Origin of the sequence: Aliikangiella maris, from assembly GCF_040719265.1 — a bacterium.
Lineage (GTDB): Bacteria > Pseudomonadota > Gammaproteobacteria > Enterobacterales > Kangiellaceae > Aliikangiella > Aliikangiella maris.
The window spans coordinates 136,942-154,155 of record NZ_JBFDAH010000006.1 but is presented as its reverse complement, the minus strand read 5'-3'; the positions used below and the strand labels follow the sequence as shown (position 1 = coordinate 154,155).

Below are 17,214 nucleotides of genomic sequence, written 5' to 3'. Positions count from 1 at the left end.
TGAAGAAATCATGCGATTGAATACTCTAAGCCCTGGTGAAGGTGCAAAGAAAAAAGCAAAACGGGTTGGACGTGGTATTGGTTCTACTTTAGGAAAAACCTGCGGACGTGGACATAAAGGTCTGAAGTCTCGCTCAGGTGGTAAAGTGAAGCCAGGTTTCGAAGGTGGTCAAATGCCTTTAAAACAGCGTTTGCCTAAATTTGGTTTTACTTCACGCAAGTCACTGGTATCTGCGGAAGTTCGCTTAGGCGAATTGAGCAAGGTAGAAGGTGATACAGTAGACCTGCTATCTTTAAGAGCAGCTGGTGTTATTAACAAGAATATTCTTCAAGTTAAAGTAATGCTTTCTGGTTCAATTGATCGTGCACTGACTATTGGTGATGGCATCAGAGTTTCAAAGGGTGCACAAGCTGCGATTGAAGCTGCAGGCGGTAAAGTACAAGCTTAAAGGTTAAAAAAATGGCTAAAGCTCCAGTAGAAAAAAAATCCGGCGGTGGATTGACAGAACTCAAACAACGCTTATTGTTTGTTTTGACTGCGATAATTATCTTCCGTTTAGGATCATTTGTTCCTGTACCGGGTATTGATTCAAGTGTCTTGTCTCAATTAATGGAACAACAGTCAGGAACAATACTCGCATTATTTAATGTATTTTCTGGTGGTGCGTTGGAAAGAGCGAGCGTTTTTGCTCTTGGAATAATGCCATATATCACAGCATCAATTATCCTTCAGGTGATGAGTTTTGTTGAACCAAAACTTCAAGAAATCAAGAAAGAAGGTGAGGCTGGTAGAAGAAAAATTAATCAGTATACTCGTTACTTAACGTTTGTGCTGGCTTGTTTACAAGCGATTGGAATAGCATCTAATTTTCCAAATCTAATGCCAGGTTTAGTACCTAATCCTGGCTTTAGCTTCTATTTTGGTGCAATTGTTAGTTTGGTTACCGGGACCATGTTTTTAATGTGGCTGGGTGAGCAAATCAATGAGCGCGGAATAGGTAATGGTATTTCAGTATTAATTTTTATTGGTATTGTCGCAGGATTGCCAACTGCGATAGGTAACACTTTTGAACAAGCCAGACAAGGAGACTTGAATATCCTTGCATTATTGCTGGTTTTTTCTGTTGTACTGTTGGTTACCGCATTTGTTGTTTTTATGGAGCGTGGACAACGTCGTATAGTCGTCAATTACGCGCAAAAGCAACAAGGTCGTAGAATGTATCAGGCTCAGTCTTCGCATCTGCCGCTTAAAGTCAATATGGCAGGGGTGATTCCTGCAATATTTGCATCAAGTATTATTTTATTCCCGGGCACAATTGCCCAGTGGATTGGTGCCAGTAAAGGTGATGATTGGTTATGGTTGCAAAACATTGCACAGCAAATGCAACCTGGTAACCCGCTTTACATTTTGATTTATGGTGCCGGCATTATGTTTTTCTGCTTTTTCTATACAGCGTTAGTTTATAACCCGCGTGATACGGCAGATCAACTTAAAAAATCTGGAGCGTTTATTCCTGGGATTCGTCCTGGGGAGCAGACATCCAAATACATTGATAAGGTTATGACCAGATTGACTCTCGTCGGCGCGTTATATATTACCGCTGTATGTTTGTTACCTGAATTTATGATCTTATTCTGGCAAGTGCCTTTCTACTTCGGTGGAACGTCATTACTGATTATTGTTGTTGTTATTATGGATTTCATGTCGCAAGTTCAAGCACATTTAATTTCACGTGACTATGAGTCGGTACTGAAAAAGGCAAATTTTAAGAACTATGGTACTTCCGGTTCCACCCGGTAGAAACTTAAGCGTTTTTGGAGTACGAAAATGAAAGTTCGAGCTTCTGTTAAGAAAATGTGCCGTGAATGTAAAGTAATTCGCAGAAACGGTAGTGTACGTGTGATTTGTTCTGACCCTCGCCATAAACAGCGTCAGGGTTGATTTGAGGACTTCCTTAACATATCTCATTATAAGAGAGATTAACAAATTACATTAACAGGTTGATTTTTAATCGTTTCAACGCTATTATGTCGCGCTTTTTCGTAACACTGGTAGTTGAAACTGAAATTTGGGAGTTAATTAGATGGCCCGTATCGCTGGTATTAATATTCCAGTTAATAAACATTCGGTAATTGCGTTGACCGCAATTTACGGCATTGGTAAGACTCGCGCTAAAGAAATTTGCGCAAACGCTAAAATCGAAGAAAGTCGAAAAATTCGTGATTTAGACGAGTCTGAAATTGAATCACTTCGCACAGAAGTTGCAAGATTCACCGTAGAAGGTGATTTGCGACGTGAAGTTTCAATGAATATTAAACGTTTAATGGACCTAGGTTGTTTCCGTGGCATTCGTCACAGAAGAAGCTTACCTGTCCGTGGACAAAGAACTAAAACCAATGCGCGTACACGTAAAGGTCCGCGTAAACCAATTAAGAGGTAAGCGAAATGGCAAAGTCACCTCGTTCTCGTAAAAAAGTTAAAAAGCATGTAGTGGATGGAATGGCACATATTCATGCTTCATTCAACAATACTATTGTTACCGTTACTGATCGTCAGGGGAATGCTCTAGCTTGGGCTACTGCTGGTGGTTCAGGATTCAGAGGTTCACGTAAAAGTACCCCATTCGCCGCTCAGGTAGCTGCAGATCGCGTTGCTGAGATGGTTAAAGAGATGGGTATGAAAAACATGGAAGTATTTGTTAAAGGACCTGGACCTGGTCGTGAATCAGCCGTTCGAGCTCTGAATAACGCTGGATTTAAGATTACGAATATTACTGACGTAACTCCTATCCCGCATAATGGTTGTCGCCCTCCCAAGAAGCGACGCGTGTAACTTATAGGTATTGCTGGAGATTAAAACATGGCAAGATATATTGGACCTAAACTTAAGTTAGCACGTCGTGAAGGCGTTGATTTAATGCTGAAAAGCGGCGTTCGTGCTATTGAAGATAAGTGTAAAATTGATCAAGCTCCTGGATTCCATGGCGCAAGACGTGCTCGTCTTTCCGATTATGGTTTACAGCTGCGTGAAAAACAGAAAGTTCGCCGTATTTATGGCGTACTGGAAAAACAGTTCAGAAACTACTATAAAGAAGCTGCGCGTTTAAAAGGTGCAACGGGTGAGAACCTTCTTCAATTATTAGAGTCTCGTTTAGATAACGTTGTTTATCGTATGGGATTCGGTTCTACTCGCTCTGAAGCTCGTCAGTTAGTTAGTCACAAAGCCGTATTGGTTAATGGTGAAATGGTCAACATTCCATCATATAAGGTGTCTCCTTCTGATGTGATTTCAATTCGTGAAAAGTCTAAGACACAAGCAAGAATTATTGCTGCATTAGAGCTGGCATCACAAAAAGAACGTCCAGTTTGGGTTGAAGTTGATGATAAGAAGATGGAAGGCACTTTCAAAGCGACTCCTGAGCGTACTGATTTGCCATCAGACATCAATGAAAATCTAATTGTGGAATTATACTCCAAGTAATACTTGAAGAGGATTATATATGGGTAATGTCACTGAACTACTGACACCACGTCAGATAAAAGTGGAAAGTCAAGGTGAGAGAAAAGCTAAAGTTGTATTAGAGCCATTCGAAAGAGGTTTTGGACACACTTTAGGTAACTCTCTACGTAGAATTTTACTTTCGTCTATGCCCGGTTGCGCAGTAGTTGAAGTGGAAATTGATGGTGTACTTCATGAGTACACCACTATTGAAAGTGTAAAAGAAGATGTCATTGATATCCTGCTAAATCTTAAAGGTTTAGCAATTAAGCTTGAAGATAAAGATGAGGCTACACTGATTTTGCAGAAAAATGGTGAAGGCCCAGTAACCGCTTCAGATATAGAGCCTCAGGCAGGCGTTGAAATTGTCAATCCTGATCATCATATTGCAACGTTAACTGACAAAGGGTCAATCAGTATGCGATTGATTGTCAAGAAAGGCCGAGGCTATGAGCCTGCAGCTATTCGTAAACGTAGCGAAGATGAAGACAGCACAATTGGCCGATTGCAATTAGATGCATCTTTCAGTCCAATCAGACGAGTTTCTTATGTTGTTGATTCTGCTCGGGTTGAGCAGCGTACTAACCTCGACAAATTGGTAATTGATTTGGAAACTAATGGTACTATAGAGCCAGAAGAAGCGATTAGACGTTGTGCAACTATTTTGCAGCAACAGCTAAGTGCTTTTGTTGATCTGAAAGATGAGAAACAAGCTGAGCCAGAAACACAAGAGCCAGAAGTTGATCCAATTTTACTGCGTCCTGTAGATGATTTAGAACTTACTGTAAGAAGTGCTAACTGTTTGAAAACTGAAAATATTCACTACATTGGTGATTTGATTCAGCGAACAGAAGTTGAGTTGCTTAAAACACCTAATTTAGGTAAGAAATCTTTAACAGAAATTAAGGATGTTTTAGCTTCAAGAGGTCTTTCTCTTGGAATGCGCTTGGAAAACTGGCCACCTTCAAGTATTCTTGAAGACGCCTAATTCTGTAACGCTTATTAATGAAAACCTTATTCTTTACAGAATAAGGTTTTCTTATTTATAAAAGGTGCAAGTGTAATTTAAGCTTGCTAAATAACATAAACCAAATAATACCAGTACTATAGCAGGCTGGTAAGTTAAAATAGGTAATTTAAAATGCGTCATCGTCATAGTGGTCGTCAATTAAATAGAAATTCTAGTCATCGTCAGGCTATGTTTCGCAATATGTCTGTTTCTTTAATTGAGCATGAGTTAATCAAGACAACGCTTGCAAAGGCGAAAGAGTTGCGTCGAGTAGTCGAGCCTCTCATTACGCTAGCTAAAGAAGATTCTGTTGCTAATCGTCGCTTGGCTTTTTCTCGCACTCGTAACAAAGCTGCTGTTGGTAAACTATTTGATGAGCTAGGGCCTCGTTATCAAGAGAGACCTGGTGGGTATTTGCGTATAATCAAGGCCGGTTTTAGAGCTGGTGATAAAGCACCAATCGCTTATGTTGAGCTGGTTGATCGTCCAATCATTGATGATGAAGATGAAGCGGCAGTAGTTGAAGAAGAGTAAAAGTTTGACATTACGAATTATTTAGCCGGGTTTATCCCGGCTTTTTTTTGGTAGCTTGGTTTAGATAGAGCCTGAAAAAATAAATTGAACCGCTGATAAACATCAATAATGCGCCGAATTGCGAACCGCTCATGCCTATAATTTTAATTGGATTCGCTGCTACGAATTCAACTAAAAATCGACATACTCCCCACAGAAAAATAAAGGTAAAAAACAATTGGTAAGGGCGTAATGGTTTTTTCTTTGAGTGCAATAAATAAAGCCAAATGAAAATGGAATAGATGACTTCATAAAGTGGTACAGGGTGAACTGGCACCTCTGTTTTTGATAGTCCATTAGGAAACGTCATTGCCCAAGGTAGATCACTTTCGATACCATGACAATCATCCCCAGAAAGAAAACAACCTACGCGCGCAATAGCATAAGCTACAATTGCTGCTGGTGCTGCTGAATCGAGTAACAGATTTAATTTAATTTGATTAATTTTAGAGAAAATGACGGTCACAATAATTGCGCCGAGTATTGCTCCTTGACTCGAAAAACCTGTGGCTGAAGTTAGACTACTCAATTGTGTTAGCGAACCTTTGTCGGGATTTTTAAATAGGAACATAAGTTTGGCACCAATAACCCCTACAATAAGTAAGCTCAAAATAAAAATTTCGACATTAATGTTTTTATCAATTCGGTTTAACTCTGCAATATAAATATGGCGTCCAACAAGATAAGCTAAGGCTAACATTACACCATAAGTTCCAATGGTCAGAGCTGTTGATTGATAAAGATAAGGAAACATATAAGTTATTGTTTAAAAATTAAAAACACAGTGTAGGGTTTAAAATTTTCAGTGTAAATAAAGATACCGTAAATTTTTATTTTAATTTTTATTGAATGGAATGGTTGCAATTAATTAATTATGGTTGATAATAAAAACACGTTTAATTTGAAATAGGTCTAATTTTGAAAGGAAATTAGAAATTTTGTCAATTTGTCATTTGAAATTTCTTTCTTTATGGACTATTTTCTAACTCACCGATTAACGAAATCTTCTTACCTCTTACTATAAAATTAAGTTTTCAAAATTAGTTTTGTAGTTGGTCTAACACAAAAAAATCAAGGAGGGTTAAAGTGAAAGTTGTTGCTGTAAATCGAATGAAAGAAGCTCAGGTGCGGTATCCTGCAGCTCATAATCATCTAAACGGCTGGCTCCAAATTCTCAGTAATAGCGATTTCTATTCTGAGCAGGATTTACGAGAGACATTTGGCGACATGCGTGGATTTAACTATCAGTACAAATTTCCCATACCTGAAACAACATTACTTGTTCACACGTTAATTAATTTTGAATCTCAAGTAGCTTACATAGAAGAAATAAAGCCTGGCAATCATTAGGAGGAAATGGATATGCATGAGGCACTAGAAAAAGCGGTACAACATTGGAATCTGGTCTCACCGGTTATAGATACACCTAAAAATCAGGAAGACTACGAAACCTTATTAGTCAATCTTCGAGACGCTATGACTTTAGTTGAAAACAGGCCAAATAGTCCTTTATCGGGATTAATTAAGGCTATGGCTCGTGCAGCTAAAGAATACGAAGGTACGTCGCTGTTAGAAAACCAAGGTGGTGCATTACTTGCTTTGCGTTATCTGATTAAACTTCACGGAATCAAACAATCTGAATTGAAAGAAGTCGGTAGTCAGGGTGTTGTTTCTGAAATTTTAAGCGGAAAGCGCACTTTAACACTGAGGCACGTTAAAGAGTTAGCAAAAAAATTCAATGTATCACCTAACGTTTTTATTGACGCCTAAAGTCTCTTCAACTGATTGAGAGGCTGTTACTAGTCTCTCAGTTTCTAAAATCATTTCTTTCCTAAAACATCTTCATCTATTTTATTCCATAATATAAATGTGGGCTTGTATTACTTTCTATTAAACTTGTTGGCTAAAAAGTTACGTACTAAATATTAAAAGTCGCAATTGAAATATGAAAGAAGTTACTTTTTCAATTAAAAGACTAAGATTTGTGCTTAGAATTTTAATCGAATTAAATAGAAGATGCTGAGACTGAATAATTAACTAACCGTTTTGTTTTCTATTTTTACAAAAACTAAATCAGTAAGTATTAAGATCTTTTAAAATTTAAAGTTTAAACAAATTTTTAAAAAGATTATGGTTTTTGTATTGGTATTCTTCTTCTCAGGTCTCTCGATTTAATTCGATATTTACTATTTCCTTTTCGCTTAATTGAATAAAAATTGTTGAACAAGAATAAATAATTTGTACTTGTTTCTAACATGTAGGAAAATGATTACAATTGAAAGCCAATCATTTGTAAATATTTTGTTGTGTCGCTCGAACTGTTTAAACAATTTTATTTAAAATACTTTGGTAGTTGAAAGTAATTCTACGATAGAACAATAGCCAATAATTAAGAACGATGTCAGAAAGTATTTTAGGTTTTATTGAGCAGCATAGTCAGTGGGCAATGTTAATTGTGTTTATCATTGCTTTTCTAGAGTCTGTCGCGATTATTGGTATTCTCATGCCTGGTTGGGTTTTGTTGGTTGGTGTTGGTACATTAATTGGCGCAGATGTCTTGTCATTTTACCCAATGGCCATTGCAGCTTACATTGGTGCTGTTTTAGGCGAATACCTGAGTTATTTGGTAGGATACCATTACCATCATCAAATTCTATCTTGGCGCTTTGTTGCCAAACATGATGCGCTTATTCAAAACTCGCGTAATTTCTTTCATCGGTATGGGGTAAGTGGCGTGTTTATTGGTCGTTTCTTAGGCCCGAGTCGTGCCGTGATTCCTTTGGTTGCCGGAATTTCAGAGATGAATAAGCACACATTTTTCTGGGTGAATGTCATTTCTGGTATTTTATGGGTGCCTGTTTATTTGATTCCGGGGATATTAATCGGAGCCGCTTTTTCTCTAGAAAAAGATGTCAGTTATCAGCTTGTGTTAGTAATTGCCTTGATTATGCTATTTGGTGCTTATGCGGTGAATACAACGCGTCGACTCATTAAGGCCCAAAGTAAAAGCAAAGTGGAAAGCCATGCAAATGCATTAAAATGGCACTGGATTAAATTTTGTCTGGTTTGGCTCATACTGCTTTGCGTGATGACAATTTTCGTTTTGTCACCGCTATTTGATTTATTACTACAGATTTTGCAGATTGTTTGGCGTAAGTTATAGAGCCAAGCGCTTTAGTTTAGAAAACTAATTGATCTGTTTTATTTTATCGTTCGGGTAGAGCTAACCAGTTTCGACTGCGTTAACTTAGGCGCTAATAATAAGGTAAAACAAAAGAACTATTCTGTTTGTAAACGTAGAATGTACAAAATTGACTTAATATTTTCTACTGATTGAGAATTCAAATTATAAAGTAATTTGAACTAGTGTATACACACAGATGTTTAGGTGGCCAACTGTATGGTGCTGATATATAAATATCAACTCAAAATCTATCGCTCTAAAATTTCAAGTAAGCTCTTTATATGATGATCACTTACGATGATCAAAATCAATAAACTCAATTACCATTATATTACTGAATAGACACCACAAACGTTATTGCGCTCTTAGTTTTATAATGGAACTATCTATCGATAATCTTGGTTAAAGACGCTAATAGAGCCAGGATACCGCAATGATAGCAATGTATCATGTCCAGGCAGCTATTAAAGACGCTTATTTTTGATTCAGGCTGCTTGATTTCGCTTTCCATGAGTCCATGTTTTGTTCTGCAATACTTTGCATTAACGAAACAGGGTTTGCTCCTAGAATGGTGTTTAACGGGCTTTTCAGACCTGCTCGTTTTTCCATGAAGTGCTTCACGCTGTGTTCTAGAAAACGGCTCATCATAGCTTGCATTGAGTCCCCATAAAAGCGCACGAACTCTTTGAGAATTTCCGCAGTCAGTAAAGGTTGGCCAGCGGTTTCTTCTTCTGAAATAATCTGCATTAAAGTTCCGCGCGTGAGATCTTCTCCTGATTTTGCATCGATAACTTTAAAGTCACTGTAAGACATTACCAGTTCTTTGACATCATTAAGCGTGATATAGCTGCTGATTTGTGTGTCATATAAACGGCGGTTAGGGTATTTCTTGATGATTCTTATTTCCGACATGTTAGTTTGGTCCTTTGTTTATACCCGAGTTATTTATACCTGAGAATTATTAATAAAACTAAAGTATAACTACTTAGGCGATATTATTATTTGCAATCTAAACGAATTCAGTGTAACAGGAAGTCTTGTTGCGAAACAACAAAAACCCACAACAAGTTTGACATTTTTATTGAATATAGACCTTTTTTCTGAGATTCATGGATAAAAATGCAAATAAGTTCACATTTTTTACCTTTGATTGTATTTATATAACAATTTACATAGAATATCCCAAATCGAGAAACGTAATATTATCTCTCTTAGTTTAAGTTCATCAATATGATTGTAATACTTGAACGATTTATTTTTAAACGCATTTAGAGTTAGTCAATGAATAAAAAAATCAAATTAACCTGCATTGTCTTATTTGCCACAATGACAGCTTTTTCGACGGTCAATGCTGCAGACAACCAGCAGGATGAAATGGCAGAAATGCAAAAGCGCCTGAACGCAGAAGTCATGGAAAAACCATTTTCAGTCGCAGATGAAAAGAAGATTGATGACTACATTAAATCTTCAATGAAAAAAGATTTACAGCCTGAAAAGAAAGCCCCTGACTTTTGGCGACCCGGTTATAGCTGTGCTGATATTTATCACTATGGTTGGAATTATTATCGTTCGTGTCGTTACTATCGACACTATTATGGACGTTATTGGTTCTAATTACTCTCGAAACAAAATAATTTATTAAATTTATCTGATTTATTTTTCTCGTCATTTAATAGTGGCGATTGTTTAGTTGTCATTTCATATTTTGGAGAATAACAAATGAAATTGTTATCAAATAACTTACTCCGTTTGGGGATTATTGGTCTGATCGTTGGTTTAGTTGCAGGTTGTTCTGCTACTCAGGTTTTGTTGTCGAAAAAAGATCTTGATGTGCAAACCCGCACTAGTACCGCTATTTTTGTCGATCCTGTTGCACAAGATAAGCGAACTATTTTTCTTGATATTCGCAGCGGGGTAATGGAATTCAATCGTAATCATTTTAAAACATTTGTGGCCGAACAATTTACTCAGCCCGGTGGTTCTGGTTATGTCCTGGTTGATGATCCAGAAGCTGCGCAATTTCAAATGATTGTTTATGTTTTAAATTTAGAAAAAGCTTCACCAACTGCGGCTGAAGCTGCACTTGGTCAAGGGTATCTAGGCGGTGCCGTTGCCAGTGGTGCTGCTGTTGGCGCAATTGCTAATAATAGCAGTCCATACCGTGGCGCAGTTTCTGGTGGTATTCTTGGTGGTGCTGCCGAATTTATTTCTGGCAGTCTGGTCAAAGATGTGACTTATATGTTGGTTGCTGATGTGCAAATTAAAGAAAAGGCGCGTAAAGGTGTTTATGTACGAAAAGATAGCCAGGTTGATGCAAAAGTCTCTGACGCGGGCTCTAGTCGTCAAACATATTCTGAAGTGTCTAATAAAAAAGAGTACCGTACAAGAATCGTTACGACAGCAAATCAAGCGAATTTAGAACTCAATGAAGCGATTGATCTTATGTTTAAGAAGACTGCTTATGCCATGGCTGGTTTTTTCTAAAAGCTAAAAAATCGTATTTAACTGGCTACAAATACTTTGTTAAAAGCAGGCAAAATTAATGTATTTGTCTGCTTTTTTATTGCAAAAAATTATTGACGGGTTACTTCCAGATTATCGATAAGTCTGGGTTTACCAAGCCATGCAGCCGCAGCAATTAATAAATGTTGATCTGAGTCTTTAGGCGTAGCAATATCGTCTTGTCGAACGATTTCAAAGTAATCAACCTTAAATCCTGCATCCATCAGTTGTTGTTTTGCTTGGTTGACTATCGTCAGGAGTGGTTGGCTGCGAGATGTTATTTGATTACCTGCATCTAAAATGATTTTTCTTAACATACTAGCTTGTGTTTTTTCTTCTATCGATAAGTAACCATTGCGCGAACTCATCGCTAAACCATTTGATTCTCTAAATATTTCGCCACCAATAATTTCAATCGGCATTATCAAATCTTTTACCATTGAACGAATAATTAATAATTGTTGAAAGTCTTTTTTGCCAAAAATGGCGAGGTTGGGTTGTACGATATTAAATAAAATATTAACCACAGTGGTAACGCCGCTAAAATGTCCGGGACGACTTTTTCCGCAGAGTTTGTCGGTATAGCGTGGTAGTGAAACTGTAGTATGCTGCTCTTGACCCAAGGGATAAATTGAATTGATTTCTGGTAAAAATAAATAGTCGATACCTAAGTTTTCCAGTTTATTTGAATCATCAATGAGCGTTCTTGGGTAACTGTCAAAATCTTCGTTTGGACCAAACTGCATTGGATTGACAAAAATACTGACAACTACAATATCAGCTTTTTCTTTGGCAAGTTGTACCAGTGAAAGGTGTCCTTGATGAAGGTTACCCATCGTTGGTACAAAGCCAATCCGCAAACCTTTTTGTTTTAGTGCGAGTAATTCAGTTTGTAATACTTCGGGAGAATGAATTGTTTTCATAGCGATTATTTAAACGTATTATTGGGTTCGATTTGACTGAAACTCTCAATATTCAAAGCAATCAATGTAAATGACAAAACTAAATGAGACTGCCTTCAATAACTGTTTGAATCGGGTTAATCAAAGCAGTGTTCACTTGCCGGAAAATTACCTTGTTTGACTTCATTGACATAGCATTTAATGGCATCTGCGATAGAATTTACCGAAGGATCGAGCATAAAGTTTCTAACAAACGCTGGAGAAAAGCTGGTATCCATACCCAACATATCTTGCAGTACCAGCACTTGTCCATCTGTCTGCTTACCGGCGCCAATGCCAATCGTTGGTATGGTGAGTGCTTTAGATATTTTTTCAGATAATAATTGAGGAATACATTCTAACACTAACAGTTTAGCGCCCGCGGCTTGCAGTGCTATTGCATCCTGGTAAATTTTTTCTGCAGTTTCTTCGTCACGTCCCTGGATCTTATAACCACCTAAAATATCAACCGACTGGGGGGTTAATCCTAAATGAGCACAAACAGGTATGCCTCTTTCGGTGAGTCCTCGAATCGTATCGAGTAACCATTCACCGCCTTCCAGCTTAACCATATTGGCGCCAGCTTGCATCAGCCGCTGCGCGTTTGTATAGGTTTGCTCGGGCGTGGCGTAAGACATAAAAGAAAAGTCGCTGACAATTAATGCGCCTTGATTACCGCGACTAACGCATTGGGTATGATAAACCATTTCTTCGATATTGACTGGAACTGTCGTTGTATGGCCTTGCATGACCATACCTAATGAATCGCCAACTAAAATAACTTCGACGCCTTGTTGAGAAACTAGTTTGGCAAAGGTAGCATCGTAAGCGGTTAACACCGTAATTGGTTCGTTGCGTTGTTTAAGTTTTAGTAAACTGCCAATTGTTTGTTTTTTCATATGACGGAATAATCCAGTTTGACCGCATAAGATACAGCTAAATAACGGTAGGGTTAAAATAGTGTCTGCCGCTGGTGGTGTCGGCTATTCGTTCAAGTAACTGCCCATAATGTTCTTCGTTATTAATCAGATCGATTCCTGAGGCATTTACAATCAGTAACGGTGATGCATCGTAATAATGAAAAAAATCAGTATATGCACTACTCAGTTGCTGAAGATATTCTTCGGTGATAGTGAATTCCATCTGTACACCACGCTTTCTGATTCTTTTTAAAAGAACATCAACGGGTGCTTGTAAATAAATAACCAAATCAGGTGTCGGGGCATTAATTGTTAAATTTTGATAAACCTGCTCATATAAGTTTAATTCATCTTTATCCAGTGTTACCCGAGCAAATAATCGATCTTTTTCCATTAAAAAGTCAGAAACACGATTGCTGATAAACATATCTGTCTGAATAAGAGATTTGAGCTGCTGAGTACGCTGAAATAAAAAATAAAGTTGGGCTGGCAGTGCACCAGACTTAGGATCTTGATAAAACTTTTCTAAAAAAGGATTTTCTTCTGCTGCTTCGAGCAACAGTTCTCCCTGTAATGTTTGTGCCAGCTTTTTAGCCAGTGTCGTTTTGCCCACGCCGATTGGACCTTCTACCGCAATAAAATGATGGTTACTCGATTGCTCTAGATTTGTCACAATTTCTGGATCCTTTGATTATCAATGGATTGTAATAATGTCTTGATTGACTTGCCATTGGGTAATACTAATTCAGGTGCTATCTCAAATAAAGGCTGGAGTACAAAGATTCTTTGTTCAAGCCCATAATGAGGAATAGTCAATCGAGAATTTTCAATGGTTTTATCATGGTATAAAAGGATGTCAAGATCCAGTGTTCTTGGACCCCAGCGTTGCGCTTTTCTAACCCGACCATGTAGGTTTTCTATGTTTTGTAACTGGTCAAGCAAAGCGAGTGGCATCAAGCGGGTTTGAATAGCTACAACCGCATTGTGGTAATCGTTTTGATCCTGTGGTCCCATTGGTGGAGAAAGGTATATGCTTGATTGCGCAACAAGCTGTGTTTCAGGTAATGCTGCAAGTTCATTGATTGCTGAATTCAGTTTGGCCTGTGGTGAGTCCAAATTGGCACCTAACCCGATAAATACTTTGACTTGATGTTCCAATAGGTGAGTCGTTGGATTGCTTAAATAACTATTCATCGAAGGCACCGCTACGCTTTCATTTTGCTTACTCATTAGTTATTCCTGGCACGGCGAGAATAGTTATTTTGTCTTTTCTTACGTTTATGTGAGCGTGAATGTCCCTCGTTAACCTGCTTGATTAACTGGTGTTTATCTGGCGCTGAAGCTTCTTGAAAGCTGGTCCACCAATTGGCAATTTCTTGCAGTTTGGCATCACCTGCTGCGCGTAAACATAAGAAATCATATGCTGCTCTAAAGCGCGGATGCTGAATTAGGCTATCAACATTTCGTTTTTTCCGATTAGGCAGCCGATACTGCAAGCTCCAAATTTCTTTAGCAACCGTTGAAAAACGTTTTGGAATCGCAATAGTTGAGCGTTGTTTATCAACCACTTTTATGGCTGCCTTTTGAGAGGCTTCATAGGTGTGAACGCCTTTTTTTATTTGTACCTGTGTTTCTTTTTGTAGAGGTTGCCACAAAAATACGGCAAATAAAAAGGCGGGAGTGACTGGTTGTTGTTGCTTGATACGAGTGTCGGTATTCTTTAATGAGGACTCGATAAACTGATTAAATAGTGCTGCATCTGCACCTTTCAAGTACTGGTCAGTTTGATAAAACAAGTATTTCATCACACCAAAGTGTAGCATCTGTTGCCAGATTGAATAGGCATGTCCTGACAAAAACAGTTTGTTGCACTCATCCCACAGGCGTGCAGGAGATATTTGCCCAAGCATTTCTGCTGATTTTTGGATTGGTGCGGCGGTGAGCGGTTCGATTGTAAGATTGAGTTTGCAAGACAGTCGAATGGCACGTAATATTCTGACCGGATCTTCTTGATAGCGTGTTTGTGGATCACCAATTAATTTTAACTGACGCTTTTGGAGATCTGCCAAGCCGCCTGTGTGGTCAAACACGGTAAAATCTTTCGCCGAATAATACAGCGCATTAACGGTAAAGTCGCGGCGAAACGCATCTTCTTCAAGGCTTCCGTAGACGTTGTCTCTAACCAACATGCCTTTGTTTGATGTTTGTGCGTGTTGAGTGTCTCCATCGCCGTGATGGCCGCGAAATGTTGCGACCTCGATTACTTCTCGACCAAATACAACATGTGCCAGTTTAAAACGTCGACCAATTAAACGACTGTTCTTAAATACCTGACAAATCTGCTCGGGGGTTGCATTGGTGGCGACATCAAAGTCTTTTGGTGATAAACCTAATAATATATCTCTAACACTGCCACCGACCAGATAGGCTTCATAGCCCGCATCGTTAAGTTTGTATAAAACTTTCAATGCATTTTTGCTGATATTTTTACGTGATACATTATGCTGATCCCTTGGGATAACCAAGGGAGTGCCAGTAAAATCTTCTGACTTTTTTCCGCGTAATCGTTGCCAGAGTTTGGAAATCATAAAATCCGATTTTTAACGATCAAAGTTGATTTAAGAATGCGGCAATACTTCTGACTCCGCGACCTGTTGCGCCTGCAGACCACAGACTGTCAGGCGAATCTTTATAACAAGCCGCTAAATCAACATGTAACCAGCCTGTTTCTGGGTTCTTAACAAAGCGCGACAAAAAGCCTGCGGCATTACTCGCTGCGCCCGTTCCACCGCCAGGTTGAGGGCGACTATTGGCAGTATCTGCAAATGGTGAAGGACATTTATTGCGGTGTTGCATGGTTAAAGGTAGTCGCCAGGCCAAGTCATTTTCTCCCTCTGCAACTGCGCTAAACTGAGTTGCCAGTTCATCATCCATTGAAAATATTGCATTGTAGTCGACGCCCACGGCAACGACTGCAGCGCCTGTTAAAGTCGCAGCATCAATGATGATAGGCGCTCCCGAATTGCTCGCGTCGATTAAGCCATCTGCCAAGACAATACGTCCTTCGGCATCGGTATTGACAATCTCGACTGAAACATTATTTCGATATTTTAAAATATCGGCCAATTTATATGCATGGCCACTCACCAAGTTTTCGGCACAGCATAAGTACAAATTAACTTTTTTGTGCAAACCATTAGCAATCGAAAGCGCCAGTGCGCCAGCTACGGTTGCTGCGCCGCCCATATCCGATTTCATATGCAGCATACTGGTTGAGGCTTTTAAACTGTATCCCCCACTATCAAAGGTAATACCTTTTCCAACTAGTGCCGCAGCGGGATGATCTTCAGTCCAACCTGCGGGAGTATACTCAAGTTGCAACATTGCCGGTGGACGGTCGCTGCCGCGGCCCACACTGAAAATACCTGTGTAACCGTTTTCAGCCAGCTCTTCGCCACTGATAATGCGATAACTTACTTCATTTGGTGAAAACTGCTTGATAAATTCTGCAGATTGAACAGCCAACTCAACGGGGGAAAGCTCTTCAGGTGTTTGGTTGATTAATTGTCGGACCCAGCTTAAAACGGTTACTCGATTATTCAGTATTTGGTTTTCATCAGCCGGTAGCTGGGCAAAGTCAATTATGATGCCAGGTTTAGGCGAATATGCACCTTGCCAGAAATGCCACTGAGCCTCAAGGGGCCAATTACCAACCAGACTCACTCTGGGGACATTCATTGATGCAATTTGACGGGCGGCTTTTTGAATTTTTTCGAGTATTACCGGTGAGTCAGTTAGGCTTTCAATATGGATGGTTGCGCCAGATTCGTGAAAAGACAGCGCGCCTTCTTCTCCCCATATACTACTTAGTTTTGAAGAGGATAATAGAACTTGAAATGTCTGATTCATGGTGAGGTATCCTGTTATTTTACCGCAACGTTATAACAACTTTACGGGATTATATTGGGTTGCTGAAATTAGTCCAACAAATGTCCGAGTTTACCGTGTTTAGTTAACAGATAGGCTTCATTATGTGGATTTCGTCCAAATTTTAGTGGGACTCGCTCGACAACTTCGATATTTGCAGTTTCTAGTGCACTGACTTTGCGGGGATTATTGGTCATTAGACGAACTTTTTTGACATCTAAAATATCTAAAATATTGGCTGCGATTGTGAAATCTCGCTGGTCTGCTTTAAAACCTAGGTTAATATTGGCTTCGACCGTGTCTTGCCCTTGATCTTGTAGCGCATAAGCCTTGATTTTGTTGACCAGACCAATACCACGACCTTCCTGTCTTAAATAAACTAAAATACCACGACCTTCGGTGGCGATTTTTTCCAGTGCAGCTTCAAGCTGAGGACCACAGTCGCAGCGTAAACTCGCAAATGCATCACCTGTCAGGCACTCTGAGTGAATTCTCACTAAAACAGGGGGGTCACTTTGAATGTTTCCCATTGAAAGTGCGATGTGTTCTTTTCCATCAGGCATTTTTTCGAGAGCATGAATTGTAAATTCTCCCCATTGGGTCGGGAGTTTTGCGTTTATGGTCTGTGGCATCATTCTCAATAATTCTAAATATTGCTGA

At 39.0% G+C, this 17,214-nt stretch carries 22 protein-coding genes; 13 read left to right on the top strand and 9 right to left on the bottom strand.

Features of this window, described 5'->3' with window-relative positions:
- The first annotated feature begins 10 nt into the window (after positions 1-10).
- From rplO to rplQ, 8 genes are all read left to right on the top strand, one after another.
- The gene (gene rplO / locus ABVT42_RS07395) at positions 11-448 is read left to right on the top strand and encodes a 50S ribosomal protein L15 (protein ID WP_353874198.1); all 438 of its coding nucleotides are present in this window, start codon (positions 11-13) and stop codon (positions 446-448) included.
- An 11-nt stretch (positions 449-459) separates the two neighbouring features.
- Positions 460-1,800: a preprotein translocase subunit SecY gene (gene secY / locus ABVT42_RS07390; RefSeq protein ID WP_353874060.1), complete on the top strand. Its 1,341-nt coding sequence runs from the start codon at positions 460-462 to the stop codon at positions 1,798-1,800.
- Positions 1,801-1,827: 27 nt separating this feature from the next.
- The gene (gene rpmJ, locus ABVT42_RS07385; protein WP_142941389.1) at positions 1,828-1,941 is read left to right on the top strand and encodes a 50S ribosomal protein L36; all 114 of its coding nucleotides are present in this window, start codon (positions 1,828-1,830) and stop codon (positions 1,939-1,941) included.
- A gap of 142 nt (positions 1,942-2,083) precedes the next feature.
- Positions 2,084-2,440: a 30S ribosomal protein S13 gene (gene rpsM / locus ABVT42_RS07380; protein WP_353874061.1), complete on the top strand. Its 357-nt coding sequence runs from the start codon at positions 2,084-2,086 to the stop codon at positions 2,438-2,440.
- A 5-nt stretch (positions 2,441-2,445) separates the two neighbouring features.
- Positions 2,446-2,832, top strand: coding sequence for a 30S ribosomal protein S11 (gene rpsK, locus ABVT42_RS07375; protein WP_142893540.1), 387 nt, complete (start codon positions 2,446-2,448; stop codon positions 2,830-2,832).
- A 27-nt stretch (positions 2,833-2,859) separates the two neighbouring features.
- Entirely contained in the window at positions 2,860-3,480 is a 621-nt protein-coding gene (gene rpsD, locus ABVT42_RS07370) for a 30S ribosomal protein S4 (protein WP_353874062.1), read from the top strand.
- A 19-nt stretch (positions 3,481-3,499) separates the two neighbouring features.
- Positions 3,500-4,486 (top strand): DNA-directed RNA polymerase subunit alpha, encoded by a 987-nt coding sequence (locus tag ABVT42_RS07365; protein ID WP_353874063.1) that lies wholly within the window; start codon positions 3,500-3,502, stop codon positions 4,484-4,486.
- Between the two features lie 153 nt (positions 4,487-4,639).
- Complete coding sequence (rplQ, locus tag ABVT42_RS07360) at positions 4,640-5,041, top strand: 50S ribosomal protein L17 (protein ID WP_353874064.1); 402 nt, start codon at positions 4,640-4,642, stop codon at positions 5,039-5,041.
- A 31-nt stretch (positions 5,042-5,072) separates the two neighbouring features.
- Here rplQ and ABVT42_RS07355 read toward each other — a convergent pair whose 3' ends face one another.
- On the bottom strand, positions 5,073-5,834 hold the full coding sequence (locus ABVT42_RS07355; RefSeq protein WP_353874065.1) for a prolipoprotein diacylglyceryl transferase: 762 nt from the start codon (positions 5,832-5,834) through the stop codon (positions 5,073-5,075).
- Positions 5,835-6,166: 332 nt separating this feature from the next.
- Here ABVT42_RS07355 and ABVT42_RS07350 point away from each other — a divergent pair, with 332 nt between their 5' ends.
- From ABVT42_RS07350 to ABVT42_RS07340, 3 genes are all read left to right on the top strand, one after another.
- On the top strand, positions 6,167-6,430 hold the full coding sequence (locus ABVT42_RS07350) for a hypothetical protein (protein ID WP_353874066.1): 264 nt from the start codon (positions 6,167-6,169) through the stop codon (positions 6,428-6,430).
- A 6-nt stretch (positions 6,431-6,436) separates the two neighbouring features.
- Positions 6,437-6,850: a helix-turn-helix domain-containing protein gene (locus ABVT42_RS07345; RefSeq protein WP_367023579.1), complete on the top strand. Its 414-nt coding sequence runs from the start codon at positions 6,437-6,439 to the stop codon at positions 6,848-6,850.
- A gap of 628 nt (positions 6,851-7,478) precedes the next feature.
- Positions 7,479-8,243 (top strand): DedA family protein, encoded by a 765-nt coding sequence (locus tag ABVT42_RS07340; protein ID WP_353874068.1) that lies wholly within the window; start codon positions 7,479-7,481, stop codon positions 8,241-8,243.
- 495 nt (positions 8,244-8,738) lie between these two features.
- Here the strand turns inward: ABVT42_RS07340 and phaR are convergent, their stop codons facing one another.
- A complete protein-coding gene (phaR, locus tag ABVT42_RS07335) occupies positions 8,739-9,176 on the bottom strand; it encodes a polyhydroxyalkanoate synthesis repressor PhaR (protein ID WP_353874069.1) in 438 nt (145 codons plus the stop codon).
- Positions 9,177-9,545: 369 nt separating this feature from the next.
- Between phaR and ABVT42_RS07330 the strand changes: the two genes are divergently transcribed.
- Together ABVT42_RS07330 and ABVT42_RS07325 are read left to right on the top strand one after the other, a co-directional pair.
- On the top strand, positions 9,546-9,878 hold the full coding sequence (locus ABVT42_RS07330; protein ID WP_353874070.1) for a hypothetical protein: 333 nt from the start codon (positions 9,546-9,548) through the stop codon (positions 9,876-9,878).
- Positions 9,879-9,983: 105 nt separating this feature from the next.
- Positions 9,984-10,748 (top strand): complement resistance protein TraT, encoded by a 765-nt coding sequence (locus ABVT42_RS07325; RefSeq protein WP_353874071.1) that lies wholly within the window; start codon positions 9,984-9,986, stop codon positions 10,746-10,748.
- An 89-nt stretch (positions 10,749-10,837) separates the two neighbouring features.
- On the opposite strand, the gene panC is transcribed toward ABVT42_RS07325, so the two are convergent.
- The 7 genes from panC to ribA form a co-directional block, all read right to left on the bottom strand.
- Positions 10,838-11,689: a pantoate--beta-alanine ligase gene (gene panC, locus ABVT42_RS07320; RefSeq protein ID WP_353874072.1), complete on the bottom strand. Its 852-nt coding sequence runs from the start codon at positions 11,687-11,689 to the stop codon at positions 10,838-10,840.
- 116 nt (positions 11,690-11,805) lie between these two features.
- A complete protein-coding gene (panB, locus tag ABVT42_RS07315; protein ID WP_353874073.1) occupies positions 11,806-12,606 on the bottom strand; it encodes a 3-methyl-2-oxobutanoate hydroxymethyltransferase in 801 nt (266 codons plus the stop codon).
- 37 nt (positions 12,607-12,643) lie between these two features.
- Positions 12,644-13,300 (bottom strand): deoxynucleoside kinase, encoded by a 657-nt coding sequence (locus ABVT42_RS07310; RefSeq protein WP_353874074.1) that lies wholly within the window; start codon positions 13,298-13,300, stop codon positions 12,644-12,646.
- Positions 13,297-13,857 carry a 2-amino-4-hydroxy-6-hydroxymethyldihydropteridine diphosphokinase gene (gene folK, locus ABVT42_RS07305; protein WP_353874076.1) on the bottom strand — a complete coding sequence of 187 codons (561 nt, stop codon included), beginning with the start codon at positions 13,855-13,857 and terminating at the stop codon, positions 13,297-13,299. The genes ABVT42_RS07310 and folK overlap by 4 nt, the downstream gene beginning before the upstream one ends.
- Entirely contained in the window at positions 13,857-15,215 is a 1,359-nt protein-coding gene (gene pcnB / locus ABVT42_RS07300) for a polynucleotide adenylyltransferase PcnB (RefSeq protein ID WP_353874077.1), read from the bottom strand. Before pcnB ends, folK begins: the two co-directional genes overlap by 1 nt.
- 19 nt (positions 15,216-15,234) lie before the next feature.
- Positions 15,235-16,536 carry an aminopeptidase PepB gene (gene pepB / locus ABVT42_RS07295; RefSeq protein WP_353874078.1) on the bottom strand — a complete coding sequence of 434 codons (1,302 nt, stop codon included), beginning with the start codon at positions 16,534-16,536 and terminating at the stop codon, positions 15,235-15,237.
- 68 nt (positions 16,537-16,604) lie between these two features.
- Positions 16,605-17,189 (bottom strand): GTP cyclohydrolase II, encoded by a 585-nt coding sequence (ribA, locus tag ABVT42_RS07290; RefSeq protein ID WP_353874079.1) that lies wholly within the window; start codon positions 17,187-17,189, stop codon positions 16,605-16,607.
- Between the last annotated feature and the right edge of the window lie 25 nt (positions 17,190-17,214).